This window comes from Novosphingobium sp. IK01 (assembly GCF_033242265.1).
In the GTDB taxonomy this organism is placed as follows: domain Bacteria; phylum Pseudomonadota; class Alphaproteobacteria; order Sphingomonadales; family Sphingomonadaceae; genus Novosphingobium; species Novosphingobium pituita.
On sequence record NZ_BTFW01000001.1, the window covers coordinates 728,593 to 751,897 of the forward strand.

The following is a 23,305-nucleotide window of genomic DNA, read 5'->3' on the forward strand; positions in this document are numbered from 1 at the left end:
CACAACCCCGCACTGATTCAACCGCGCGCGCATGATGGCATGGCAGGGCCTCTCCCCAACACGAGGTGTCTGCCATGCCCCCGCTCGGTCCGATCCGGTTTTTGACGATTCACTGTGCGGCCACGCCCGAGGGGCGCGATGTGCCTGCCGAGAAGATCAGCGCCTGGGACACCGCCCGGTTCGGGCAGGTGTCGTATCACTATGTGATCGAGCTGGACGGCTCGGTCCATGCCACGCTGCCCGATACCTTCAAGGGCGCCCATGTGGGCGGGGCCAATACCGGCAATGTCGGGGTCTGCTATGTCGGCGGGGTCGACAAGGCAGGCAAGCCGAAGGACACCCGCACCCCGGCCCAGAGCGCCGCCCTGCGCAAGCTGGTCGAAACCTATCGCGCGCGCATCCCCGACCTGATCGTGCGCGGCCACCGCGACTGGCCGGGCGTGGCCAAGGCCTGCCCGAGCTTCGACGTCGCCGCGTGGCTGGCGCAAGCGGCTTGAGGGGAGGGCGCACCATGCTCGAAACGATCATTCCGCTGCTGTCGCGCTGGAAGTGGGGGCTGGCGCTGGCCGGGCTGCTCGCCTTCGCGGGGCTGGGCGCAGCGGCTCTCCACTATCGCGGGGCCTTGCGCACCGAACAGGCCGGGCGCGCCGCCGACCGCGCCAGCTATGTCGCCGCCCAGGCCGAGGCCACGCGCCTGTCTGCCGAAGCGATCCACCATCAGGAAGCGGTCTATCAGATGAAGGCCGCCAAGCAGGACACCGCCCATGAAACCGAACTTGCCCAGGCTCGCGCTGCTGGCGCTGCCTATGCTGATGCTCACCGCGTGCGTGGCCAAACCGCTGGCAGTACACCCGGCAACCCCGCCCTCGGCGCCCAGAGTAGCGATCCCGGCCTTCGCGAAAGCCTGCCCGCCGTTGGTGTCGTGGTATCCGAAGCAGACGTGCAAGCCTGCTCCGAAGTGACCGCCTATGCCCTGTCCCTGCGCGACTGGGCGCTCGGCCTGGGCGAGGGACAAAATACGCCCTGAAATGGCAAGGAATGGGACAGTCCGGCCGGTCAACATAGCTACAGAGGCCGTCTGGTTACACCGAAACCGGGCGTTTCAGGTACCGCGCGATCCACCTCACCTAAGTCCGTACTGAGGACAAACCGTTTTGCACCTTCGCCTTGCGGATCGATCTTAGCTGACTTCGTTCGCAAACCGAGGTGAGGCTCGAATGATCGAAGGTGAGGATTGATAGCGCCAGCGTTCGGTCGCTCCTGAAAAGCTTACCCTCAAATGCCGGTTTGCCTTTAATGTGGGCTAAGAAGGGGCAAGTGGCTTGGCGAAGCGATCTAACCAAGGCACAAGGTTGGCATGATCAAAGTCGACAAGAATCATTTTCTGCGCGCCGCATTGGAAATTGGCCAAAGTGGTGAAAATGACACCCTTCCGTATGACATCGATGCCGCGTTTGTAAAGGAACAGGCTGACGATCTGGCTGGAATCTGCATCGAGCTATTCATAGCAATCGAAAGTGGAAAGCTCGAAAATATCGGAAAGCCGAACGACTTAAAGGTGAAAGAATTTCTGAACGGTCTGATGATTATATACGAACGATTGCTCGTTCCGTCAGGTCCGCATGGATTTCGCATCACCGCTAAAATCCACCCTTTCTGGAATCTCTATCTGAATGGCCTCGGACTGGCCATTGCGGAAGCCAACGAGGGTGACCTGCCCCCCGAAAGATCCCTCATTCTGATGTAGAGTCTGCCAACTGCAAGGAGCAGACGCATGAGGAAGAGCCGTTTCACCGAGGCGCAGATTATCGGGATGATCAAGGAGCAGGAGGCCGGGCTGCCGACTGTGGAGGTTTGCCGCAAACATGGGCTGAGCACGGCCACGTTCTACAAGCTGAAGGCCAAATACGGCGGATTGGAGGTATCCGCCGCCCGCCGCCTGCGCCAGCTTGAGGACGAGAACGGCAAGTTGAAGCGCCTGCTGGCCGACAGCATGCTCGACAACGCGATCCTGAAGGACTTGCTGGGAAAAGTCTGACGACACCGGGCCAGCGGCGGGACGCAGTGCGGCGGGTGTTGCGGGACTATGAGATCTCGCAACGCCGGGCCTGCGTGCTGATTGGTGTCGATCCCAAGAGCGCAGGCGACGGCCATGCCGGGGGCATGGCCCAAAGCCGAGCCCGGCGCGAACGCCCGCCTGACCATAGCGCCATCCGTGCCGCCATGAAGGAGGTTGCGGGCAAGCGCCGCCGGTTTGGCTACCGGCGGATCGGCATCATGCTCGAACGCAAGGGGATGATCATGAACCACAAGAAGCTCTACCGGCTCTATCGGGAGGAAGGCTTGTCAGTGCGGCGGCGGCGTGGCCGCAAACGGGCGCGGGGCAGCCGCACGCCGATGCCCGTGCCGCTGGCACCGGGGGCACGCTGGTCGATGGACTTTGTGTCCGACACCTTCGGCGCATCACGCAAGTTCATGATTTTGGCCATCAATGATGACTGCTTCCGCGAGAACCTGTGCCTGATCGCGGATACCAGCATCTCTGGTGCCCGGGTGGCGCGTGAACTCGACACGCTGGTGCGGCTCTATGGCAAACCGGCCTGCATTGTCAGCGACAATGGCACCGAATTCACCAGTCGGGCCATCCTCGAATGGGCCGGCAAGAATGGGATCGAGTGGCATTACATCGACCCGGGCAAGCCTCAGCAGAACGGGTTCATCGAGAGCTTCAACGGCTCGCTGCGCGATGAATTCCTCAACGAGGAACTGTTCGACAGCCTGGCCGATGCCCGCCGGAAGCTGGCCATCTGGCGCTACGATTACAACCACGTCCGGCCACACTCATCTTTGGGAAATCGAACGCCTGCACAAGCGCGTCGAGCGTTCGAGCAGGACGAAGCCATCACGCACGACGCGCTTGTGCAGGCGCAGGGGGCATCGTATTTAACTGCTGGACTCTCGTTATGATCGAGGGACTGACGGGGGGCAGGTCAAGGGCAATCGAAGCCCGCGCGTGCATTCCTATCGCTTGAGTAAAGACGCAGCCGATTTTTTCGATCGGGCTAGGTCTTGGCGTTCCTATAAGGAAGCCACGCTCCAAGAGCCTGTACTAAAGGAGGATGACGCAGTCGTCATCCAAACCGACATCGCGAGCTTCTACGAACATATTTATCATCACAGGCTTGAGAACGTCATCTTAGACTTAGCCGCAAATGGATCAACCATTGCGCTCCAGATCGACCGCATTTTGAACAAGTTGGCCTCGGGTCGCTCGTTCGGCTTGCCGGTCGGGGGGCAATGTGCCCGGGTGCTCGCAGAGGTCATGATGACCCCAATTGACCAATCGCTGTCTGATGCGGGACTAATTTGGCACCGCTATGTCGACGACTTTACACTGGTCTGCCGATCACAGCAGGATGCCTATAAAGCGTTGTCCGTACTGTCACATGCCCTCACCGACTATGGCTTGTCTTTGAACCGAAGCAAAACGACATTCCTCAGTGCCAAGCATTATAAAGATTTCATATCAACGCAACTAGGTGTCGGCGACGATTCAAGTACAGATCTTCGAGAAATAGATCTACATTTCGACCCATATTCTGATAATGCGAGAGAGGAATATGAGAAATTAAAGAAATCTTTTGATAAAATTGATATCTCACTTATCCTTAGCCTCGAATTAGAAAAATCACAGCCAGATGCTTTTGTAGTTGCGCAGATTGGGCGAGCCCTGAAATTTCAGGAGCCCAAAGTCGCCGAGCAGCTATGTGCCACTCTGCTCGATCCGAAGAATCTCGATTCTTTCCGGGCCTCTTGGTCAAAGATTATGCGTGGAATCTATGCCGTTCGTTCCCAGCCGGATTTTGAGGCAATCTTTCCTGCGCTAGATGAGTTGCTCGACAAAATACCTGGCGCTGCACCGCATCTTTTGGTGCCGGAAGCCAATCTCCTGCATTTCCTGCGTGCAATTCGGTTCGCCAGAACAGAGGTTCGCGGCAGTTTCGTACGGCAGACATATGACGGCACATCCTCTTCGACAGTCAAGCGGGCTTGCATCGACTGCTGGAGATACTGGCGGGATCGCCCAAGCTTCATACGCCTGCGGGGGCAATGGAGCAATTTAGGCGCCAATGAGCAGCGCATGCTTTGGCTCGCCGCAGCTGCATTCAATGACGACGGAAAGAAGGCGCGCGACCAGTTACGCCCTTCGCTCCCGCAATCTTGGAGTCTCGGTTTCGAAAGCAGTTTCGCCGCGTACTATGAAAGTTGGGCTAAAAATGCGCTTTGATCGCTTGCCCAGAAGGGACCCTCGAACCGTGGCTCGGGACATTCCGGGAGTCCTCGACGGGTCGCGTCCCGGGACGTGGTGTAGGTTCTGACGGTAGCGCTGCTGGCCGGGCGCGCGCTTTCCATATAGCGCTGTAGCGTCCGGCCAGCAGCGCGGGTGGTCACCGCGATTTTCGGATAGGTTTGGGTTGCAAAGCTCGAACCTGGAGAACCACGATGACCGATTCCATGATGCACTTGCGCACGCTGGTCGAGAAGGCCCCTGACGCGGATATTTTGCGCGAGATGATCTCGTTTGCCGCCGGGCGGCTGATGGAGATGGAGGTGGGAGGCCTGACTGGTGCCGGTCACGGCGAGAAGTCTGCCGACCGGCTCGTCCAGCGCAACGGCTATCGCAACCGCGACTGGCACACCCGCGCCGGCACGGTCGAACTGCGCATCCCCAAGTTGCGTAAAGGCAGCTATTTTCCTGGATTTCTGGAGCCGCGCCGGATGGCCGAACGGGCGCTGACGGCGGTCATCCAGGAAGCCTACGTGCATGGCATCTCGACGCGCTCGGTCGATGACCTGGTCAAAGCGCTGGGCATGGATGGCATCTCCAAAAGCCAGGTCAGCCGCCTGTGCGAAGAGCTCGACCAAAAGGTGCATGCCTTCCTCGATCGCCCGATCGAGGGCGACTGGCCCTACCTGTGGATCGACGCCACCTATGTCAAAGTCCGCCAGAATGGCCGGATCGTATCCGTTGCGGTGATCATTGCGGTGGGCGTCAACAGCGACGGTCGCCGCGAAGTGCTGGGTATGGACATCGGCCCATCGGAGGCTGAGCCATTTTGGACGGCCTTTCTGCGCAAGTTGACGCGCCGGGGCCTGCGCGGCGTGAAGCTGGTGATCTCCGATGCGCATGAGGGCATCAAGGCGGCGGTCTCCAAGCTGCTGTGCGCGACATGGCAGCGTTGCCGCGTCCACTTCATGCGCAATGCCCTGGCCCATGCCGGCAAGAGCGGTCGCCGGGTCGTCTCGGCCTTCATCGGCACCGCCTTCGCACAGGAAACGCCCGAGGCAGCCAGCCAGCAATGGCGCTCTGTCGCCGACCAGATGCGTCCGAAGCTCCCAAAACTCGCCACCTTGATGGACGATGCCGAACCCGACGTGCTGGCCTACATGACCTTCCCAAAGGAGCACCGCGCCAAGTTGCACAGCACGAATCCCATCGAGCGGCTGAACGGCGAAATCAAACGCCGCACCGAGGTTGTCGGCATCTTCCCGAACGAGGCTGCGATCACCCGCCTCATCGGCGCCATTCTCATGGAACAGTCCGATGAATGGGCCGTCCAGCGTGGACGATACATGTCGCTTGAAACCATGGCGCCGGTGAGCGACAATCCCATCGTCGTGCTCTCGGCTGTGCCAGGCGCATGATCGGCTCAAGCTGATGCCGAATTTGGCGGTGGCCCAGATAAGCTACACCATGCCGTGGGACACGATCCCTCGACGTGCTGTTCCCAAGGTTGAACGGAGGACTGGTTGGATCCCTCAATAAGCAGATGTTTTCATTCGAAGGTATCGTTGCAGTCCCAGAAACTTTGATCGAACGGACACAGCTGCAGAAGGCTATGGTATTCGAATTATCCTTCGCACGTGCTGAAGGGATACTTCGCGGCGACGAGGTTGCAGATTGGCCAGAACATCTCCAGTCTGCATCGCAGCGCCAAAGGCAGCATTATGACGCGCGCATTCCAGAATCCGTGAGCGAAGGAGATATTGCAATTGCTGAACACGCGGCACGAAACTTGGTTTTCATGCTGAGTAGCGTGCAAGCCCAGCGTTCCGGCACGGTTTTGGAGCAAAGCCCCGTCATCCCCGGCCTTGGCTGGGTTGCGTCAGGCAACGGGGATTTCGCGCTTGGGTCGATGCTCATCGAGGTTAAGCATACCGAGCGTAATTTCGGCTCGGGCGACTTCCGGCAGGTCATGATGTACTGGCTGTTGAAATATGCCCGTTCAATTGAAAATGAAGGTGATGTGTGGTCCGAAATCCTGTTCCTCAACCCACGCCGAAATGCAGCTCTGCTTTTGAACTATGACAAACTCCTGCAATCTGCCTCGGCCCGATTGAATAGGGTGGAGCTCATTGAGCTTCTGCGATCTGCTGTTAGTCAAGAAGTCGAGCGTCGTTAGTGATGAAAAAATATAATTGCAAAGCCAATGTGGTTTTAATTTCGGCCAACGCTGGGGAAATTAATAACTATATATAAATATAAAAATATCAATACACCGTAATATGAATTACCGTGAGGATGGTAAATTAAATTTGGAAATTGTGATAATTTGAATTTGTTTTAGTTTTTTATTTTACACCGTTTGTCATGGATTTTTAGGTTGCGCCCAATCGAGAATGGACTTTGGAGTCTGCTTTGCAATCTTGGAGATGAGGTCTGCATTGATAAATGTGCCAACTGGTTTCTGAGGTGGTGCGGATGAAAGTCCCCGCTGCCGCAAGAGTCCCAGGATTGCATTAAGCCTATCGGTCGGATCTTTTCCCCATATGCTGACCGCGCGACGCTTCCGAGTCTGCTCTATCAATTCGTTGGTTTTTTGCGTTTCGCCGAGCGAAAACCAGATCGTATCTTTCAGATATTGCTCGAGGTCGAGCGACGCTAACAGCTGAGCATCGAGTATCCGTCTTGGTCAAGGGCGAACAGGTTGCCAATCGCGTCCTTCACGCAACAACGTGTTTGCCAGAACGATGATGCGCCGCATGACGGCGGTGATAGCCACCTTCTTTGCTTTCCCTGCATTTACGAACTGCTGATATTTGTCACGGAAATCATGATTGAAGCGAATGGCAACCAACGCAGGCATGTAAATTGCCCGTCGAAGTGATGCCCTACCACCAATAATCCGCTCTTTGCCTTGCCACTTGCCTGACTGTTGCGTCATAGGCGCAAGCCCAGCCAGAGCGGCGATCTTTTTGCTGTCGAGATGTCCAAGCTCTGGCATGTCGATCACCAACGTGGTCGCGGTCAATCTGCCGATCCCGGGAATGGTCATGAGGCGTCTGATGCGCTCATCAAGGGTGCCACGCTGCTGAGCGATCTGCGCAATCACTTGATCCAGGGCTTTGATGTCCGTGTCGATGTCATCGATCCGGCGGCAAAGTTGGTCCTTCACAAGCGGGTTGCTCGCTGTGGCGAGACGCGTCTTTGCGGTGATCTGATCTTTGACCATGGCCCGCCTAGCTGTCAGCAACTCTCTGAGATCATGAATATCTTCGCCTTCAATGCCTTGTGGGGCCAGATCAAGGACCACGCCCATTCGTGCCAACATCCTGGCATCAACGCTGTCGGTCTTGGCCAGACGGCCGATAGCCTGAGCAAAGCGCCGCGCTTGCTTCGGATTGACCTTGATGAAAGGCTGCCCCGCCAAGCTGAGGTATCGTTCAAGCCCACGATGATATGCGCCGGTCGCCTCGAAAACGACCAACACCCCCTTATTCTTACCCAGCCATGTGCATAGCTGGGCGAAACCCTCAACCGTGTTGGGCAGGCTGAGTGCTGCGTCTTGGGAATGCCAAAACGCATCCAGGCGGTCTTTCGACACGTCGATCCCGATGGTATCCTTGGCCATCTCTTCTTTCTACCTTTGCTTGTCGTTCGGGCCCGGAGCCCACGTATCCGTTCAGGTCGTAAGAAAAGACGGAGGCTCGCCAAACTCGACCGCGGTCCTGCAAGACCAAGCTCCGCACGGCGCCGCCTCCGCCACAACCCGGCACCGCAGCTGCGGTGCCGGGTTGTGGCTCCCTTTTGCCTCAGGAGCCGGGAATTCTCATAAGACAAGCTCCGCTACTAGGTGGTGCGCCGCATTAATCAGCGATGCGACTTCCTTGAAGGTCGCAGGCCGCACCGCATCGTACCCGCCAAGGAGCATCTTTGCGTCAAGCCCGCTGAACCTGATGGCAAGTTGCTCCGCATTGCCCCGCAGGACATCAAGGTGGATTTTGGGTGCATCGCGATCAGCTTCGGTATGAGCGCCCCGATTTCTCCACGCTATCATTAAGAACACTATCGCCAAAGGAATACTGTCGAGATTTGGGCAGTGCCGTTCGACCGCTTGCAGCTTCGCGAATATACTGAGTCCAGCGGAGTCTAATGAGCTTCGAAAATCCGACGATTGAATAAGTGTAGGTTTGCGTACGGCATCGCGGAGGTAGACGTCTATAGCATCTATCGCCCTAATTAAGGTCATATCTAGAATTAATCGTCTGCTGCGCTTTGCGGAGATGATAGCATCCTTTGGGGACCATACCGTTCGAAGCTCATAAGGGACTTCGTTCACAACCCCGCGTTCAATTCCGTCAAGTCCGACCAGGGCGGTGATTATCAAATGATTGGCGTTTCCAAGTAAGCTTTTGAAAGCTTTTCTAGGCATGCTTCTCTCAAGGTAAAGCTTCATTCTAATTCCAGATATGGCGCGCTTGGTGCGTTTTGAACGCACATCATCCGCTCTGAGAAAGTTGGAACTTCATAAAGGCGGTTGCTCTACCACTTGAGCTACAAGCGCAAGCCCATCATTCTCTAACCGATACCAAAGTGTCAAGCCAGCCAATATCCGCCCAAGCGGCGTCTGGCGCATGAGCGAACGGAAGATTTTGAGGAGCAGGGCTGTACTTTGAACGGCTGCAATGAGGGCGGCAACAATCAACGGAGCCCGGCGTATGGAATGACGGGTATTAGCGTAGACTGACATTCCCGGCGCTGCCTCCGAACGACGTGATCTGGTCGAGACGGGCCATTTTGTGCGGCGGCCTATTCCAACAAGCCCAAGGTGTCGGCCTCGATCATCGCGATGTCGTCGGGAGCAAGGCCGAGCAAACGCCTCGCGGGATATCGCACTTTGATCGAGTTGGGGATGCGGGGATCGACGGGTGCTTCGAGGCCGAACTGGTGAACTTTGGCGGTCGGCTCGATCAGTGGGCGGAAGCGGATCACCAGTTCGTCGGTGCGGGCCTGCCCGCGCAAGTTGCGGGACAGGGCGGCCTTGGGGAACATGCGGCCCTTGCGTTTGCGCAGGCGACCGCGCCGGTCGCGCTTGCTCTTGCGGGGCTGCATCGGGGTGCCGTCGGGTTCGACGTTGTCGCGGATGCGGCGGGCGTTGGCGTCGCGCAGGGCCTTGGCGAGGCGGCGGGTGAGTTTGCGCCGTTCGCTGGGGGCGAGGCGTTGCAGATAGCCTTCGAGCCAGGGGGCGAGATGGTCGAGACCGGCGTCGGCCATGGGTCAGGACTCGGACGGGGGCAGGGGCGCGATCTGGATGCCGTCGGCCCAGATCGAGGTGAGGCGCGGGCCGAGCCATTGGCTCTCGGGCATCATCGGGACCGGCTCGGGCACCATGTCGAGGTGCCATTTGCCGTCCTGGCCGGGCGTGGCGGTGATGGCTTCGCGCAGCGGGAGGGTGATCTGGATGTCGCATTCCGCTTCGGAGAGCATGTCGACCTCGAAGGGGAAGCCATCGGCGCCGCTGGCCAGAAGGTCCGGCTGCTGGCTGCGCAGCCAGTCGCAGATCACGAAGAACAGCGCCGCCGGATCGCCCGCATAGCGGCTGACCAGCACGATCTGGTCGTATTCCCAGGCAAAGCCGCGCTGGGGGCCGAGGCGCGCGACGACCTTGCCCTTTTCCACCCACATGGCCAGACGGTCGGTGTCGCGGGCGAGGTCCGGCATCAGCCGGGCGAGGGCCGCGCGCAGGGAAGCCGGTTTCTTCATCGGGCCGGGTCTCTGGTGTCGGGCGCGTGGGGGCGGCGCAGGGCGAGGTGATGGGGCAGGGCCAGCGCCCAGGCCGTGGCCGCGCCTGCGAGGCTGGCCAGCGTGATCGCGCCGATCAGCAGGTTATCCATGGCCGGTGTCCGACGCGGCGGGCGCGGGAAGGCCGATGCGCTTGCGGAACAGCCAGGCCGCGCCATCGAGCAGCAGCGCAAAGCCGACCATGCCCTGGGCCATGGCGATCAGCACGGCGGCCACCGGGTTGAGGTGATAGAAGCTCACCAGCACGACCGAGACGGTCGCAAAAGCGGGCAGCGCGGAGACCTCGCCGATCGCCACATAGCGGCGGCGGCGGTGCCAGTGCGCGGCCAGCGCGGGATCGAGCGGGGGATCGCCCGCCAGCCCATAGAGCCGCAGGCCCAGCTTGGCCGCGACCACAGTGGCCGCCGCAAACAGGCTGGCCACCCACCAGAAGAAGAAGTCGCGCCAGTCGGTAAAGTCGCTGCCCATGGATCAGTCCCAGAGGTTGGTGGTGTCGAGAGTGGAGACCGGATCGCCGGTCGGCGGATCGGGCAGGAGCACCCGAGTGCCCGCCGCGATCAGCGCGGTTTCGCTCAGGCCCGGATTGAGATCGAGCGCCTGCTCGACCACGCCCCCGGCGGTGGTGCCCAGTGTGCGCCAGCAGATTGCGTCGAGCATGTCGTCCTGCTGCGCGGTGGCGGTGACCGCCATCAGATCAGATCCACGGCGTTGCGGTTGGTGGCGATCAGGTCGCGCACGGCCTCGGTGGTCATCCGGCGGTAGTCGCTGGCGGTGAGCTTGTCGTCTTCGGCGCGGGCATCGCCATGGCCGGTGGCGGTCACGTCGCGGTGGGTTTCGGAGAGTTCGGCCGCCGCCGCGCAGCGCACCGCGCGGGTGTAGAGGACCACGGCGCGCGACTGGCCGTTGATCGTGCGGGTCGGTTCCACCCCGGCCAGACTGGTGCAGCCTTCGGCCTCGCGCATGGCGCGCCACAAGGCGAGTTCGCCCTCGACAGTCAGGAGACCGCTTTCCAGCGCGGCGACGAGGCGGGCATGGGTGACGATCTGGCCCAGGCGCAGTGCGTCGCGCATGGCGTTGCAGTCGATGTCGGGCCACCAGCCATCGCCCGACACCACCGCGCCGGGCGGCGAGACGGGATCTGCGGGGACGGTTACGAAGCTCATGCAGGAGGCCTTTCAAAAGGGGTGGCCAAAAAAGGGGTGGGGGGTGAGGGCGCGGGCGAGGGGAGCGGATGCTTCCCCGACCGTTCCCGCCCCCCGGCGCGGGTGGCGCAGCCGGGTGTCAGGGGGAGGAAAGCTTCTTGAGGTCGGCGGTCAGGCGTTCGACCGCCTTTTTCACGCCCGCGCTGCCGTCGAGTTCGAGCGCGCGGGTCAGATGGGTGAGCGCGGCATCGACGAGCGCGCGCTTGCCCCCGGCCCGCTGGCTTTCGGCCTCGGGATCGAAGGCTTCGGCTTCGGCCTGGAAGGCAAGGCCGATGGCCTTGTGAAGCTTGGCGCGGACCTGATCGGGCATGTCGTGGTCGGCGGTGAGGGCCAGCGTTTCCTCGAGGACCGCGCGCGGAACGCCCGGTCCCACGCGCAGCGCGCTCTCGGCCACTTCCTCGGCCAGCAGGACCGCCGCGCCGCGTTTGTAGCGTTCGGGCAGGGCAAGCCGGGCGGCCAGCACATGGTCGCCCAGTTCGAGGGCGAGCGGCCAGTCGGCAATGTCGATCGCCCAGACCAGCATCGTGCCCACGATGTCATCCTGCACCGGCGGGTTGGCGGCAAGCGCCCCGGCCAGCCACGCGCGATAGCGTCCGATCATCCCGGCCTTGGCCACAATCTTGCGCTCGACCGACTGGATCGTGCGCAGCGTGGCCAGATCCTGGCCCAGGGCGGCGAGCAGCAGCGCATATTCGCTGGCGACCGCGCCGGTGGTCGGCATCGGGGCAGGCTGGGCGGGATCGCGCGGGCGCAGGGCGCCATCGCCTGCCTGGGCGGCGCGGTGGCGTTCGCGGTGGCGGCGGGCAAGCGACATGGCAGCAGAACTCCGGCATGGGAAAACCCTGCCCGGCGCGGCCCCGCGACTGTGGGGAACATACCGGGCCGGGCAGGGGAAGGGGGCGCATCACCGCCCCCTTTTGGGCAGGGAGGCCTTAGGGCTTGGCGGCGAGGCGGATGTTCTCGACGAGGGCGGTCTTGCCGTAGTCCTCGACCACGTAGGACAGGTTCGCGCTCTCGTAGTTGGCCACGCGGCTGTATTCGCCCTCGTCCTTGAGCTGGCGGCGGCGGGTTTCTTCCTGCTCGTAGATGGCCAGATTTTCGAGGCTGGTGATCAGCAGGGCATTGGCCGGGAAAAACGGCACGCGCACGGCGGGAAGGCCACCGATCTGCTTTTCCGAACGCAGGATGCGGTCGCGCGCTTCCTGCTGCATGGCGCTGTCGCCCGCCGCGTTGATCATCGGGAAGTACTTGTCGTGGACGAGATCGCGCCCGGCGATCACGACCAGATCGGTGCTGTCGCGCTGCCATTCGTCGAGCAACTCGATCGCGTCGATCACCAGCGCGTCGAGGTTCACATAGTCGGCCTTGGCGGTGTCGGCATTGCCCGCGCCGGTGTTGGCGTCCTTGTTGAACAGCTCGACCCCCGAGGCGATGTAGATCGCCTTGGTGCCGTCGGGCGTGAGGTCGCCGTCCTCCATCCACCGCGCCGGGGCGACGGTGCGGATCTTGTGGAGCCAGCCCTTGTTGACGTCCTGGAGCAGCGGGTTGGCCGCGCGGTCGGTCTGCGGGGCGACGCTGGTGCCGTTCCACCCGATCATGATGGTGTCGCGGCCCTGCTGCTTGAGGATCGCGTCGCGCAGGATCGTTTCGAACTCGGGCTTGTGGCGCCAGGCGTCGAGCTTGGCATAGGGGATCGCCCAGTCGAAGTCGGTCTTCTCGCAGCGATAGGTGTCCATCTCGCTGGTGTCGGTCGGATCGGTGGGCTGGCGCCGGGTGTTGTTGGCGGTGTTGGTCCGCCCGGAGATCGGGCGGGTGACGCCGATGCCGACCTTCTGCCCTTCCTGATCGGGCACGAGGATCATCGAGATCGAGGAGAGGAACTCGCTCGATTGCTGGATGCGTTCGACCAGCGTCTGCTGGACCGCCGGGGCGACGGTGAACTGGACCGAGGCATCGGGCACGCCGTTGATCAGGGCGATCTGGCTGACATAGGAATTGAAGAGAACGCGGGTGGCGTTGCGCATGGATCGGGTTCCTTGGAAGAGGGGATGGGGGGAAGTCTCCCCGTGTCAGCAGTCGGTGCGGATGCGGCCATCGCCGCCGGTGGCGGGCTGGCGCTGGGCAAAGGCCATGGCGGGCGTCTGTTCGAGCGCGGTCTGGATCGCGGCGACCTGTCCTTCGATCTGGGCGCTGCGTTCGGCGCTGGCCTGGGCGAAGGCCTGAACGCTGCCCGCGATTTCGGTCATGGCCTTGCCCATCGCGGCAAAGGCCGCCGCGTCGGGGCCGGGATGACCGGAGGCGGATTGGGCCGACGATCCCTGCGCGGGCGGTGCTTGCGGGGCCGGATCGGCGGGGCGCTGGGTGGCCAGCCCGTCGAAGAAGGCCGCGATCCGGCCCAGCAGGCCGATGGCCGGATCGGGGTTCGCCTCGTCGGCCAGTTCGAGCTGGAACTCCTCGGCCACCGAGAACAGGTTGGCCGGGTCGATCTTGCGCCCGCGCAGCGGCGAGCGCTCGCCCTGCGCGGCGGCAAAGGCGAGCATTTCCGTGCCCAGGCTCGCCGGGCTGTCGGTGACGGCAAGGCCCACCAGATAGGCCTTGTTGGTGCCCGCGAAATTGGGGCTGATCTCGATCGAGGTATAGAGCTTCTGGCCCGCCTTGTTCATAGCCACGAGCGGATCGAGCGCCTCGATCTCGGCGAACAGGGCCAGACGCTGCTCGGTCTTGCCGCCCACCTCGATCGACACGGTCTGGGTGCGCAGCGACAGCACGTCGCCCAGCGCCTGAAACGGCGGCTCGGCGGTCACCCCCCGGATATGTTCGAGGTTCACCCGCGCGGCATAGGTAGCGGGATTGTAGGTCTCGGCGGCGTCGATCAGCCACTGGCGCTCGATGGCGCGGCCATCGGTGGTGGCGCCTTCGAGCGCGACGCGAAAGAAACGGGACTTGGGCATTGATGGCTCCGTGCCAGGACGTTGCGGCGGGACGGGCTCAACAGGCCCCGGATCGCGCAACATCTCAACGCGCGCGCGTTGTGCCCGGCCCGCTCACAACGCCGCCCCGCCGACTTGGGGCGCGAGGGGCCATAGCGTGGCCCTCATGGACGCTTCCCCCGCTTCTGAAACCCCGTCTCCCCCAGCTCCGTCTTCCGTCGCCGCGCAGGTCGCCCAGCGGATCGAGGCCCGCTCGCTCTACTGGCGGGGCTGGTCGCTCGCGCAGATCGCCGAGGAACTGGCCCTGCCGGTCTCGACCCTGTCGAGCTGGAAGCAGCGCCAGCGCTGGGACACCGCCAGCCCGCGCGCCCGCGCCGAGGAATGCCTGTGGGTCCGCTATCAGACCCTGCTCGCCAAGGAGCAGAAGACCGGCAGTGACTTCAAGGAGATCGACCTGCTGGGGCGCCAGTTCGTGACCTTTGCGCGGATCGGCAAGTTCTCTGGCGAAGAAGGCAACGAGGCCGATCTCAACCCGGCGCGCAGCAAGGGCGCGCGCACCACCAATGCGAAGAAGGAACAGGCCAAAAACCTGATCACCCCCGAGATGGTCGCGGCCCTGCGCGCCGACATGCAGGCGGGCCTGTTCGGCCATCAGGAGACCTGGCTCTCGACCACGCATCTGCGCACGCGGATGATCGTCAAGTCGCGCCAGATCGGAGCGACGTGGTATTTTGCGCGCGAGCGGCTGCTCGTCGCGCTCGAAACCGGCAAGAACCAGATCTTCCTCTCGGCCTCGCGCGCCCAGGCCAACATCTTCCGCGCCTATATCGTCCAGTGGGTGCAGAAGGTGTGCGGGGTGAGCCTCAAGGGCGACCCCATCGCGATCCAGCGCGGGGAAGGGGAGGACGGCGCCCCGCTCGACCCGGTCGAACTCTACTTTCTGGGCACCAACTACCGCACTGCGCAGGGCTATCACGGCGACGTGGTGATCGACGAATGCTTCTGGATCTACGGGTTCGAGGAGCTGTTCAAGGTCGCCTCCGCGATGGCGACCCACAAGATCTACACGCGCACGCTGTTCTCCACCCCCAGCACGCTCGCCCACGAGGCCTATCCGATGTGGAGCGGCGACCGCTTCAACCGGCGCCGCGCGCGGGCCGACAAGGTGCGCATCCCGATCGACCATGACGTGCTCAAGGATGGCGCGCTGGGGGCCGACGGCATCTGGCGGCAGATCGTCACCGTGTTCGATGCCATCGCCAAGGGCTTCGACCTCGTCGATCTTGCCGAACTGCAACGCGAAAATTCGGTCGACGAGTTCGACAACCTGTTCCGCTGCCTGTTCCTCGACGACAGCCAGAGCATGTTCCCCTTCGAGATCATGCGCCGCTGCATGGTCGACAGCTGGGACGTCTGGCGCGATGTCCAGCCCTATGCCGCGCAGCCCTACGCGGGCGAGGTCTGGCTGGGCTATGATCCCAACGCCAGCGAGGCGGGCACGGGCGACGATGCCGCGCTGGTGGCCATCGCCGCGCCGCTGGCGCCGGGCGCGCGCTTCCGCGTGCTGGAAAAGAAGCGGCTCAAGGGCCTCCAGTTCGACCAGCAGGCCGCCGCGATCCGCGAGATGGCCGGGCGCTATCGCGTCACCCGCATCGCCATCGACGTGACCGGCGCGGGCAGGGCGGTCGAGCAGCTCGTGCGCAAGTGGTTCCCGCTGGTCACCGCGATCACCTATTCGCCGCTGTCCAAGAGCCAGATGGTGCTCAAGGCCAAGAACGTGATCAGCGCCGGGCGTCTGGAGTTCGACGCGGGCTGGATGGACATGATGAGCGCCTTCATGGCGATCCGCCCCGAGATCACCAAGCACGGCATCACCTATGTCGCGGGTCGCGCCGGGGGCGTGGGCCATGCCGATCTGGCCTGGGCAGTGATGCACGCCCTGTTCTTCGAACCGCTCGACGCCAGCGAGGGCATCGGCGGCACGTCCACCATGGAGATTTTCGATGCCTGATACCCCGGCCCTTCCGGTGGAGGTCGCGCCTGTTCTGTCCGCAGACCAGTCCGCAAGCCCGCCTGCCAGCCCGCCTGCATCCACGATTGCCTTTGCCTTCGGCGACGCGGAAAGCGTGCTCGACCGGCGCGAGCTGTTCGACCTGTTCGAGGTCGCCCACAATGGCCGCTGGTACGAGCCGCCGATCCCCCACGCCGGGCTGGGCCGCTGCTATCGCATGGCCGCCCATCACCAGAGCGCCATCCTGCTCAAGCGCAACCTGCTGGTCTCCAGCTTCGTGCCCAGCCGCTGGCTGTCGAAGGCCGACTTCGCGCGCTGGGCGCTCGACTGGCTGATCTTCGGCAATGCCTATCTCGAGGTCGTGCCCAATCTGGCGGGCCGCGCCGCCGCGCTGCGCCCGGCCCCGGCGGCCTTCACCCGCGTCGGCCTCAAGCCGGGGCAGTTCTTCTTCGTGCCCGGCATGTACCTGCACGACGCGGTCGAGTTCCGCACCGGCTCGATCCACCATCTGGTCGAGCCCGACCCGATGCAGGAAATCTACGGGATGCCCGAATATCTCTCGGCGCTGCAATCGGGCCTGCTCAACGAGAGCGCCACCCTGTTCCGCCGCAAATACTACATCAACGGCAGCCACGCGGGCTATATCCTCCACGTCAGCGACGAAAACTTCACCGAACGGGACAGCGAGGCCCTGCGCGAGGCGATGCGCCGGAGCAAGGGACCGGGCAACTTCCGCAACTTCTTCATCCACATCCCGCGCGGCAAGCCCGATGGCGTGAAGATCATCCCGATCGGCGAAGTAGGCGCCAAGGACGCCTTCACCGAGATCAAGGACATGACCGCCCAGGACATGCTGGCCGCCCACCGCGTGCCGCCCCAGTTGCTGGGCATCGTGCCCAAGAACACCGGCGGCTTCGGCAACGTGGTCGATGCCGCGCGCACGTTCTACCAGCTGGAAATCGTCCCGATCCAGCAGCGCATGGCCGAAGTGAACGACTGGCTGGGCGCGGCGGCGGTCACCTTCCAGATCCCTGATGTCGCGAGCCCTGCCACGCCGGGCGCTGCCTGACGCGGCCAAAAGGCTGGCCTATCAACCCAAGACCCCGCCCGTCCAGAAGTGTCGCCCGAAGCGCCGATCAGAGGCGGGGGAAGGGGCGCGCCAACGCCCTCTCCGACGACCGTTGCATCGTCACGTCCCGAACGGGCCCTGCCCGGACCATCCCGCCTGCCGAATCGGCGATGGAACATATAAGGAACGAATGCGATGCTGTCGACTCTGCCGTCCGCCCCCGAAGCTCTCCCTGACGATCCCATGAGCGCGATTGCCCCGATCCGCCCGCCCGCGCCCTACATCGGGGGCAAGCGGATGCTGGCCAAGCGCCTGGTCGAGCGCATCAACGCGGTGCCCCACACGCTCTATGCCGAGCCGTTCGTGGGCATGGGCGGGATCTTCTTCCGCCGCGACCAGCGCCCGAAATGCGAGGTGATCAACGACTGGAGCGATGACGTGGCCACGTTCTTCCGCATCCTCCAGCGCCACTACGTGCCGTTCATGGACATGCTGCGCTGGCAGATCACCAGCCGCGCGGGCTTCGACCGCCTGCGTCGGCAAGACCCGTCAACCCTGACCGACCTCGAACGCGCCGCCCGCTTCCTCTACCTCCAGCGCCTGGCCTTCGGTGGCAAGGTGGCCAGCCGCAACTTCGGGGTGGACACCACCATGGGCGCCCGCTTCGACGTCGCCAAGATCGGCCCCCTGCTCGAAGCCGCCCACGAACGCCTGACCGGCGTGGTGATCGAGCACCTTCCCTGGAGCGACTTCATCACCCGCTACGACCGCCCCGGCACCCTGTTCTACCTCGACCCGCCCTACTACGGCTGCGAGAAAGACTACGGCGCCACCCTGTTCGATCGCAGCCAGTTCACCGCCATGGCCGCCCAGTTGCGCACCCTCAAAGGCAGCTTCATCCTCTCCCTCAACGACCACCCCGAAGTACGCCGCATCTTCGAAGGCTTCACCATCACCCCGGTCCCCGTCCGCTACACCGTCGGCGGCATGGCCCAGAGCAAAATCGCCGGTGAAGTGATCATCAGCGCCTGAAAACTACCGCCCCCGCCTGGCCAAACTAGCTGGGCGGGGGAGGGCAGGTTCCGCCTTCAAACCCGACGTAAAACACCTCAGTCCAGCTCGTCCGAAGCTGCCGTCCATTCAAGATCTTGCAAGCGCCAGATGGCGCACCATGCGGGCCTTGAGCAACTCCACCAGTTCGGGCTGCATAAAGGCAAAGTTGTCCGGCAAGAGTTAGCTATGCAGATCTGGGCAGCCCTCCGGATAGGGGCAATGATGCGGCGACGGACACTTAGGCTAACAAAATTAGTGATTTTACCACACCTCGTGCCGACTTTGCAAATTTTTCGTTGAAATATCCATGAGGCGGCCTATCTATCGAGGATAGAGGTTGCCATGCTTTTCGAACTATCGATTGAAAATTTTTACTCCATTAAGGAACCGCAGGTGATCGACTTGCGGGTTGCTGGCAATGCGCCGGACCTGCCGGGGCGCTTTGCCCCGATCTGGGCAGGAGCCTCCGAGCGTGCTCCCAAAGTGGTGGCGATTTTTGGCCCCAACGCAGCGGGCAAGTCGACGGTGCTGCGGGCCCTGTCCTTCATTGCCTGGTTTATTCGTGACAGCTTTCAATTGGCGCCCAACGGCCGGTTGCCGTTCGAGCGATTCAACAATCGGGAAGGCCTGAATTCACCGACCCGCCTGTCGCTGTCGATCGCCGGATTTTCCGACCCCAGCGATCCAACCTCGGCGCCCTGCAAGTACACCTATTCAGTCGAGATTGGAGGAATGGAAGACGCGCAGCCCATGGTGCTGAGCGAAGCGATCTATTATTGGCCAGAAACAACAAAGCGCAGGGTCCGCCTTTTTTCACGCGACGAAACCGGTAAGGTCACGGCAGGCCCTCCGTTCCAACTCGGTGGTTTTCGTCAGGCTTTGGAGAAGATTCTTCGCCCCAATGTCAGCGTGCTGGCAACGCTCGCACAGCTCAAACATCCTTTGTCGACCCAGCTCTGGGAAGCCGCGAATTCGGTGTCGTCAAACATTTTGATCGAAAGATCGGATGGAGTCGAAGACCTCGTCGTTCGACATTATGCCGAAAATCCGGCGTTGATCGAGGCACTTAACCGAGAGATCGAACGCATCGACCTTGGCATCCGTTCGATGCGGATCGAGACGGGCCCGAGCGGTCCGATCGCATTGTTTGTGCACGAAGGACACGACGGGCCTATGCCGCTGGTTCTTGAGAGCCATGGAACGAGAACCTTCCTGCGCCTCTACCCTTTCCTGCTTCGCGCTTTGGAAACTGGCGGCGTCGCGGTGTTGGACGAACTCGACACGGCAATCCATCCGCTCATTCTGCCCGAAATCATCCGCTGGTTCCATGATCCCGCGCGCAACCCGCGCGATGCCCAGCTCTGGATGACCTGCCACAACGCCTCTTTGCTCGAGGAACTGGTCAAGGAAGAGGTACTCTTCTGCACCAAATCCGCGACCGGGCAGACCGAGGTCTTTGCACTTCAGGATGTGCAGGCGGTGCGGCGCGACGACAACTATTATCGCAAGTATCTTGGCGGCGTCTACGGCGCCCTTCCCCAGATCGGATGAGCCGGCGGCGGGCAGCCGTTCCGCAACGGCGTCGATACTTCATCGGCTGCGAGGGCGAGAGCGAACAGGGTTATGTCGCGCTGCTCGCTCGTCTGGCTGGGCTACGCAGGAGCGCGGTCCATCTCGACGCAGTGCTGCTTCAGCCTGGCGGAGGAGACCCGCTGGCGCTGGTCGAACTGGCAGATAGAAAGGCTGATGAGCGCGAAAGGAGAAGCGGGGCTTTTGCGGGACGCTTTATCCTTCTTGACGACGACAAGCTCGGACAGGCACCCGCGCGCGATGCCAGAATCGAGGCAGTACGGGCGAGAGGCCGTTTTCAGCTCATCTGGCAACGTAGCTGCCATGAGGCGTTGTTGCTGCGGCATCTGAAAGGCTGCAGCCAACGCAGGCCAGGTAATACACCCAGGGCCCTGGCTGACCTTGAACGGGAATGGCAGGGCTATCGCAAAGGTTTGCCGGCCGCTCGGCTGGCCGATCGTATCGATGAGGATGCCCTTGGCAGGGTTGCAGCAGTCGAACCTGAACTTGCGATCCTCCTGGCCGCGATCGGCTTCGTCTGAACGATCTGCTCAGTCCAATGGGGAAGCCGCGACTTCAATTCCACGGTGCCAGTGCAAGGCCAGCACTTTGGATTCGGGTGGCGCATGATTCGCAAAGGCGAAGTGACGGAACACCAGGCATTATCTTGGAGCCTTTGGCCTGGCGATAATCCTTGATCACATTGGCACCGCACGCCGAGCAGACGACGTCAGATCCGGCCTCGTCAATCCTCGCACGAGCTATTTGAGCAAACTCCGGTGCCACGACCTCGACGAACTGAAACCAGCGCTCTGAGTGCGGCTCGATGCGTTCAAGATGATCGGCGACATCGCTTTGGAAGTGCCGGTCGAGCCAGCCAATAGTGACGTGGCGGCGTGTCTCATCATTCTCGACGAGCGTCGCATATAGATCTGCCAGTTGGTGAAAGCTTTCCAGATCGAATGTCGCGGCGAGTAGCCGATGGTCCCGAAGCCCGGAGACAAAGCGCCAGGCGCAGCTGTAGGTATCTTCGAGCAGCCTGCACCGCATCTGGCGTGTTGACGCTGCATTGTCTGGCGTGGTTATGGCTTCGAGAACATCGAGGTTGTAGTGCCATGGGTTCGCCTTGAGGTCGTAGCGCCACATGTCAAGATAGCCTGAATCGCGAAAAACCTTGGCAATCCTGGCGTCGTGCTCCGGCTGGATGACAAGAAGTTCAAGAACGTCTGAGAGCGTCTCAATCTGGGGAGCGAGCGTGCGGGCCTCCTCCAGGACGGCATCGGTACAGTCCTGCATCCCGGCCACCGGGTTGGGTCTTGCTGCGCGAGCAGCCAACTCCTCTGGTGAGACCAGCTCCAGCATATCGGAAAGCGGTTCCAACAATGGGCTGTCGAGCAGTTCCTGGGGGGTGCAATAATCAGGATCGGAAACAAGAGAGATCCCGCCGGCAGCGAAGGCTCGAGCAATGAGACGCGAGCAATATTCGCGGTTGTTTCTAGGACCACCACTCCCGCGAAGTGAACGCCCTGCTTCGATGGCAGAATAACGTGTGCCGATCTTCGATCGGACAAAATCAGTCACGAGGTCGAGTGAAGCAGCTTCGATCGGGGACCGCAGCCTCAGGACGAAGACCTGGTCGTCGGGTCCAAAGAGTTCGCGTTGAATGTTATAGGCATGAACATTATCGGCGGTTGAGTCGATAAACGATCCCGCGCCGACACAGATCATTGCGTGCGAGACCTCCTCGCCGCTGCGCTCACGCATCCGGACATTCTCCGGATCGGCTGGCGCAGTCAGCACGATGTCACCACGCTTCAAACGCTCGACCATGATACGCCGTCGTTGCATCGCCTCACATGCTCAGTTGCTGACTTTGTCGCCAGGCGACCGGATCTTTGAAATCGTACTCCCATCCGAACTTGTAGGAAAGGGACTGCGGCGTTGGTCTGTGGCGGCGACAAAACTGGGGCACCGGATGTCGTCCCCCACTTGGGGGCGTGGACCAAAATGCCAACAATAGAGAGCTTATGGCCGATCTACGAACCGAAGGCATCCTTCCGGTTGGTCCTCCGGCTCGGCATCCCGGTAGCGATTGTCGGTTCTGTGAACGAAAGGCAGATCAGGTCAATCGGCGTCCGGAAGGAGACGTTCCGGACCGTCGCAATCATAGCCATTGCGGGCCTGCAAGAGGCTGGTGCGGGACCGGTTGCCGCCGTGTAGGAGTAGTGCGCCGTGCGCCCCTGGGCTTTTCTCTCAGACCCCGCGCGCCGGGCTTGCCCCCACGCCCCGCCCCCACGCTTCTGGGGTGGTTTCTACGCAAGGTCCGGAGATCAAACGCAAGCCGGAAAGTGGCGGAAACCCTGTAATTCCGGGGCCTTTCGGCCCTTCACATTGTAATGTGAGGAGCGACGCGTTTCCACGCACCTCGCAACATGTCCGAAAACGCTGCCGATCCAGATCTGGCGCGGCTTTTGCGCCTCGGCCCCTGCCGAGCCCCGGAGCGGCGCAAGCCGGTCCGTTCGACGGTGCCGTCTGGCGCGTCGGTGCTGCTTTCGGGATGCCGGTTGGGCCTGCTGCGTCCATCAGATAGCGTATCGCGAAGCGATTCCTTTTCCCTTTTAAATTCTCAGGCGGGGTACTCCCTACTCACTGAACTCGCACTCGGGGAACTGGAAGGGACCTCGTCGAGACGGGCGCCGATCGCGTCGAGGACGCGGGCCATCTGCTTGTCGCCGGGGTGCAGGGCGCTGCCCAGCGTGCCCAGCGGACGGGCGAGGAGGGCTTGCCGCTCGGCGGCCTGCGCCTTCTTGCGGGCCTGGATGGCCTCGGCCCGCTGACGACCGCCGACCAGTTGGGCGAACCGCTGTTGCACGGCGGCGACCAGCCTGGTCGCGAAGGCATAGGCGTTGCTGATCTGCTCGCGCTGGGGGCCTTCGGCCGGGCTGCGCCCGGTGCGGCGTGTGCGGCGCACCTTGTCGAGGAAGCCATGCTCCTTGAGCGCCTCGATCGCGCGCACGACGGTGGCGCGCGCGAGGCGCGCCTTCGCGCAGATCGTGTCGAGCGCCGGATCGCAGCGGCCCGAGGCGAAGTCGACGAAGCCGAGCAGCACCTCGAGCACCCAAAGCCCGTTGCTGCCCAGCGGTCCCTCGCGCTCGCCCTTCTTCTTGTGATGCGTGTTGTACTCGCGCGCGACCTGCAAAAGCTTGTCGCGCCAGCGCAAGGCATCGCCCACGCGCCCGCCGCAGATCGGGCGGAAGATCTGGGCGCGCGGATCGTGTTCGTCGTAGCTGTTCCGGCGCGGGGTACGCTCGAAGCGCGTGCCCTCTTGCAGGGCTTTGATGCGCCAGCCGACGAGATCGCCGATGGAGGCCGTCGTCATGCGCGGCC

Annotated in this window: 25 protein-coding genes and 1 tRNA gene; 12 read left to right on the plus strand and 14 right to left on the minus strand. The window is 62.3% G+C overall.

The genetic code is table 11. From position 1 onward, the window contains the following. The first annotated feature begins 74 nt into the window (after nucleotides 1-74). The 7 genes from SBI20_RS03515 (at nucleotide 75) to SBI20_RS03545 (ending at nucleotide 6,464) form a co-directional block, all read left to right on the plus strand. Nucleotides 75-497 (plus strand): N-acetylmuramoyl-L-alanine amidase, encoded by a 423-nt coding sequence (locus SBI20_RS03515; protein ID WP_317973743.1) that lies wholly within the window; start codon nucleotides 75-77, stop codon nucleotides 495-497. Between the two features lie 14 nt (nucleotides 498-511). Continuing rightward, nucleotides 512-1,027, plus strand: coding sequence for a hypothetical protein (locus tag SBI20_RS03520; RefSeq protein WP_317973744.1), 516 nt, complete (start codon nucleotides 512-514; stop codon nucleotides 1,025-1,027). Nucleotides 1,028-1,357: 330 nt separating this feature from the next. Beyond that, a complete protein-coding gene (locus SBI20_RS03525) occupies nucleotides 1,358-1,747 on the plus strand; it encodes a hypothetical protein (RefSeq protein ID WP_317973745.1) in 390 nt (129 codons plus the stop codon). Nucleotides 1,748-1,774: 27 nt separating this feature from the next. After that, a protein-coding gene (locus tag SBI20_RS03530) for an IS3 family transposase (RefSeq protein WP_411911491.1) occupies nucleotides 1,775-2,967 on the plus strand; the annotation gives its coding sequence in 2 pieces (ribosomal slippage) (nucleotides 1,775-2,033 and nucleotides 2,033-2,967; 1,194 coding nt in all). Between the two features lie 46 nt (nucleotides 2,968-3,013). Continuing rightward, on the plus strand, nucleotides 3,014-4,288 hold the full coding sequence (locus tag SBI20_RS03535) for an RNA-directed DNA polymerase (protein ID WP_317973747.1): 1,275 nt from the start codon (nucleotides 3,014-3,016) through the stop codon (nucleotides 4,286-4,288). Between the two features lie 215 nt (nucleotides 4,289-4,503). Next, on the plus strand, nucleotides 4,504-5,706 hold the full coding sequence (locus SBI20_RS03540; RefSeq protein WP_317973748.1) for an IS256 family transposase: 1,203 nt from the start codon (nucleotides 4,504-4,506) through the stop codon (nucleotides 5,704-5,706). 125 nt (nucleotides 5,707-5,831) lie between these two features. Further along, nucleotides 5,832-6,464 (plus strand): hypothetical protein, encoded by a 633-nt coding sequence (locus SBI20_RS03545; protein WP_317973749.1) that lies wholly within the window; start codon nucleotides 5,832-5,834, stop codon nucleotides 6,462-6,464. A gap of 510 nt (nucleotides 6,465-6,974) precedes the next feature. Here SBI20_RS03545 and SBI20_RS03550 read toward each other — a convergent pair. The 12 genes from SBI20_RS03550 to SBI20_RS03605 all read right to left on the minus strand — a co-directional run bounded on the left by SBI20_RS03550 (nucleotide 6,975) and on the right by SBI20_RS03605 (nucleotide 14,237). Then, nucleotides 6,975-7,913: an IS110 family RNA-guided transposase gene (locus SBI20_RS03550; RefSeq protein ID WP_317973750.1), complete on the minus strand. Its 939-nt coding sequence runs from the start codon at nucleotides 7,911-7,913 to the stop codon at nucleotides 6,975-6,977. 198 nt (nucleotides 7,914-8,111) lie between these two features. Beyond that, nucleotides 8,112-8,738 carry a hypothetical protein gene (locus SBI20_RS03555; protein ID WP_317973751.1) on the minus strand — a complete coding sequence of 209 codons (627 nt, stop codon included), beginning with the start codon at nucleotides 8,736-8,738 and terminating at the stop codon, nucleotides 8,112-8,114. A gap of 14 nt (nucleotides 8,739-8,752) precedes the next feature. Next, a tRNA-OTHER gene (locus tag SBI20_RS03560) sits at nucleotides 8,753-8,846 on the minus strand. Between the two features lie 245 nt (nucleotides 8,847-9,091). Next, complete coding sequence (locus SBI20_RS03565) at nucleotides 9,092-9,556, minus strand: phage virion morphogenesis protein (RefSeq protein ID WP_317973752.1); 465 nt, start codon at nucleotides 9,554-9,556, stop codon at nucleotides 9,092-9,094. A 3-nt stretch (nucleotides 9,557-9,559) separates the two neighbouring features. Then, a complete protein-coding gene (locus SBI20_RS03570) occupies nucleotides 9,560-10,045 on the minus strand; it encodes a phage tail protein (protein WP_317973753.1) in 486 nt (161 codons plus the stop codon). Next, nucleotides 10,042-10,176, minus strand: coding sequence for a hypothetical protein (locus SBI20_RS03575; RefSeq protein WP_317973754.1), 135 nt, complete (start codon nucleotides 10,174-10,176; stop codon nucleotides 10,042-10,044). Before SBI20_RS03575 ends, SBI20_RS03570 begins: the two co-directional genes overlap by 4 nt. Beyond that, entirely contained in the window at nucleotides 10,169-10,552 is a 384-nt protein-coding gene (locus SBI20_RS03580; RefSeq protein ID WP_317973755.1) for a hypothetical protein, read from the minus strand. The genes SBI20_RS03575 and SBI20_RS03580 overlap by 8 nt, the downstream gene beginning before the upstream one ends. 3 nt (nucleotides 10,553-10,555) lie before the next feature. Next, entirely contained in the window at nucleotides 10,556-10,774 is a 219-nt protein-coding gene (locus SBI20_RS03585; protein ID WP_317973756.1) for a tail protein X, read from the minus strand. Further along, entirely contained in the window at nucleotides 10,774-11,247 is a 474-nt protein-coding gene (locus tag SBI20_RS03590; protein ID WP_317973757.1) for a head completion/stabilization protein, read from the minus strand. The genes SBI20_RS03585 and SBI20_RS03590 overlap by 1 nt, the downstream gene beginning before the upstream one ends. 118 nt (nucleotides 11,248-11,365) lie before the next feature. Then, a complete protein-coding gene (gene gpM, locus SBI20_RS03595) occupies nucleotides 11,366-12,100 on the minus strand; it encodes a phage terminase small subunit (protein ID WP_317973758.1) in 735 nt (244 codons plus the stop codon). A 118-nt stretch (nucleotides 12,101-12,218) separates the two neighbouring features. Continuing rightward, nucleotides 12,219-13,310: a phage major capsid protein, P2 family gene (locus tag SBI20_RS03600; protein ID WP_317973759.1), complete on the minus strand. Its 1,092-nt coding sequence runs from the start codon at nucleotides 13,308-13,310 to the stop codon at nucleotides 12,219-12,221. 45 nt (nucleotides 13,311-13,355) lie between these two features. After that, a complete protein-coding gene (locus SBI20_RS03605) occupies nucleotides 13,356-14,237 on the minus strand; it encodes a GPO family capsid scaffolding protein (RefSeq protein ID WP_317973760.1) in 882 nt (293 codons plus the stop codon). Nucleotides 14,238-14,382: 145 nt separating this feature from the next. On the opposite strand from SBI20_RS03605, the gene SBI20_RS03610 reads away from it, so the two are divergent. The 5 genes from SBI20_RS03610 to SBI20_RS03630 all read left to right on the plus strand — a co-directional run bounded on the left by SBI20_RS03610 (nucleotide 14,383) and on the right by SBI20_RS03630 (nucleotide 20,460). Continuing rightward, nucleotides 14,383-16,227 carry a terminase large subunit domain-containing protein gene (locus tag SBI20_RS03610; RefSeq protein WP_317973761.1) on the plus strand — a complete coding sequence of 615 codons (1,845 nt, stop codon included), beginning with the start codon at nucleotides 14,383-14,385 and terminating at the stop codon, nucleotides 16,225-16,227. After that, nucleotides 16,220-17,296, plus strand: coding sequence for a phage portal protein (locus tag SBI20_RS03615; protein WP_317973762.1), 1,077 nt, complete (start codon nucleotides 16,220-16,222; stop codon nucleotides 17,294-17,296). Before SBI20_RS03610 ends, SBI20_RS03615 begins: the two co-directional genes overlap by 8 nt. Nucleotides 17,297-17,491: 195 nt before the next feature. Continuing rightward, a complete protein-coding gene (locus SBI20_RS03620) occupies nucleotides 17,492-18,328 on the plus strand; it encodes a DNA adenine methylase (RefSeq protein WP_317973763.1) in 837 nt (278 codons plus the stop codon). A 363-nt stretch (nucleotides 18,329-18,691) separates the two neighbouring features. Further along, nucleotides 18,692-19,900, plus strand: a complete 1,209-nt coding sequence (locus SBI20_RS03625) for an AAA family ATPase (RefSeq protein ID WP_317973764.1) — start codon at nucleotides 18,692-18,694, stop codon at nucleotides 19,898-19,900. Beyond that, nucleotides 19,897-20,460, plus strand: a complete 564-nt coding sequence (locus SBI20_RS03630; RefSeq protein WP_317973765.1) for an RloB domain-containing protein — start codon at nucleotides 19,897-19,899, stop codon at nucleotides 20,458-20,460. The genes SBI20_RS03625 and SBI20_RS03630 overlap by 4 nt, the downstream gene beginning before the upstream one ends. 34 nt (nucleotides 20,461-20,494) lie before the next feature. Here SBI20_RS03630 and SBI20_RS03635 read toward each other — a convergent pair whose 3' ends face one another. Further along, nucleotides 20,495-21,748, minus strand: a complete 1,254-nt coding sequence (locus tag SBI20_RS03635) for a hypothetical protein (protein WP_317973766.1) — start codon at nucleotides 21,746-21,748, stop codon at nucleotides 20,495-20,497. 796 nt (nucleotides 21,749-22,544) lie between these two features. After that, entirely contained in the window at nucleotides 22,545-23,297 is a 753-nt protein-coding gene (locus SBI20_RS03640; RefSeq protein WP_317973767.1) for a hypothetical protein, read from the minus strand. Between the last annotated feature and the right edge of the window lie 8 nt (nucleotides 23,298-23,305).

Excerpts from the sequence above, each read along its gene's own strand:
- SBI20_RS03625 (WP_317973764.1), top strand. The coding sequence starts at position 18,692 with ATGCTTTTCGAACTATCGATTGAAAATTTTTACTCCATTAAGGAACCG.
- SBI20_RS03565 (WP_317973752.1), bottom strand. The coding sequence starts at position 9,556 with ATGGCCGACGCCGGTCTCGACCATCTCGCCCCCTGGCTCGAAGGCTAT.
- SBI20_RS03620 (WP_317973763.1), top strand. The coding sequence starts at position 17,492 with ATGCTGTCGACTCTGCCGTCCGCCCCCGAAGCTCTCCCTGACGATCCC.
- SBI20_RS03515 (WP_317973743.1), top strand. The coding sequence starts at position 75 with ATGCCCCCGCTCGGTCCGATCCGGTTTTTGACGATTCACTGTGCGGCC.
- SBI20_RS03580 (WP_317973755.1), bottom strand. The coding sequence starts at position 10,552 with ATGGGCAGCGACTTTACCGACTGGCGCGACTTCTTCTTCTGGTGGGTG.
- SBI20_RS03610 (WP_317973761.1), top strand. The coding sequence starts at position 14,383 with ATGGACGCTTCCCCCGCTTCTGAAACCCCGTCTCCCCCAGCTCCGTCT.
- SBI20_RS03630 (WP_317973765.1), top strand. The coding sequence starts at position 19,897 with ATGAGCCGGCGGCGGGCAGCCGTTCCGCAACGGCGTCGATACTTCATC.
- SBI20_RS03635 (WP_317973766.1), bottom strand. The coding sequence starts at position 21,748 with ATGGTCGAGCGTTTGAAGCGTGGTGACATCGTGCTGACTGCGCCAGCC.
- SBI20_RS03520 (WP_317973744.1), top strand. The coding sequence starts at position 512 with ATGCTCGAAACGATCATTCCGCTGCTGTCGCGCTGGAAGTGGGGGCTG.
- SBI20_RS03540 (WP_317973748.1), top strand. The coding sequence starts at position 4,504 with ATGACCGATTCCATGATGCACTTGCGCACGCTGGTCGAGAAGGCCCCT.
- SBI20_RS03555 (WP_317973751.1), bottom strand. The coding sequence starts at position 8,738 with ATGAAGCTTTACCTTGAGAGAAGCATGCCTAGAAAAGCTTTCAAAAGC.
- SBI20_RS03570 (WP_317973753.1), bottom strand. The coding sequence starts at position 10,045 with ATGAAGAAACCGGCTTCCCTGCGCGCGGCCCTCGCCCGGCTGATGCCG.
- SBI20_RS03550 (WP_317973750.1), bottom strand. The coding sequence starts at position 7,913 with ATGGCCAAGGATACCATCGGGATCGACGTGTCGAAAGACCGCCTGGAT.
- SBI20_RS03545 (WP_317973749.1), top strand. The coding sequence starts at position 5,832 with ATGTTTTCATTCGAAGGTATCGTTGCAGTCCCAGAAACTTTGATCGAA.
- SBI20_RS03615 (WP_317973762.1), top strand. The coding sequence starts at position 16,220 with ATGCCTGATACCCCGGCCCTTCCGGTGGAGGTCGCGCCTGTTCTGTCC.
- SBI20_RS03575 (WP_317973754.1), bottom strand. The coding sequence starts at position 10,176 with ATGGATAACCTGCTGATCGGCGCGATCACGCTGGCCAGCCTCGCAGGC.
- SBI20_RS03525 (WP_317973745.1), top strand. The coding sequence starts at position 1,358 with ATGATCAAAGTCGACAAGAATCATTTTCTGCGCGCCGCATTGGAAATT.
- SBI20_RS03600 (WP_317973759.1), bottom strand. The coding sequence starts at position 13,310 with ATGCGCAACGCCACCCGCGTTCTCTTCAATTCCTATGTCAGCCAGATC.
- SBI20_RS03590 (WP_317973757.1), bottom strand. The coding sequence starts at position 11,247 with ATGAGCTTCGTAACCGTCCCCGCAGATCCCGTCTCGCCGCCCGGCGCG.
- SBI20_RS03585 (WP_317973756.1), bottom strand. The coding sequence starts at position 10,774 with ATGGCGGTCACCGCCACCGCGCAGCAGGACGACATGCTCGACGCAATC.
- SBI20_RS03605 (WP_317973760.1), bottom strand. The coding sequence starts at position 14,237 with ATGCCCAAGTCCCGTTTCTTTCGCGTCGCGCTCGAAGGCGCCACCACC.
- SBI20_RS03640 (WP_317973767.1), bottom strand. The coding sequence starts at position 23,297 with ATGACGACGGCCTCCATCGGCGATCTCGTCGGCTGGCGCATCAAAGCC.
- gpM (WP_317973758.1), bottom strand. The coding sequence starts at position 12,100 with ATGTCGCTTGCCCGCCGCCACCGCGAACGCCACCGCGCCGCCCAGGCA.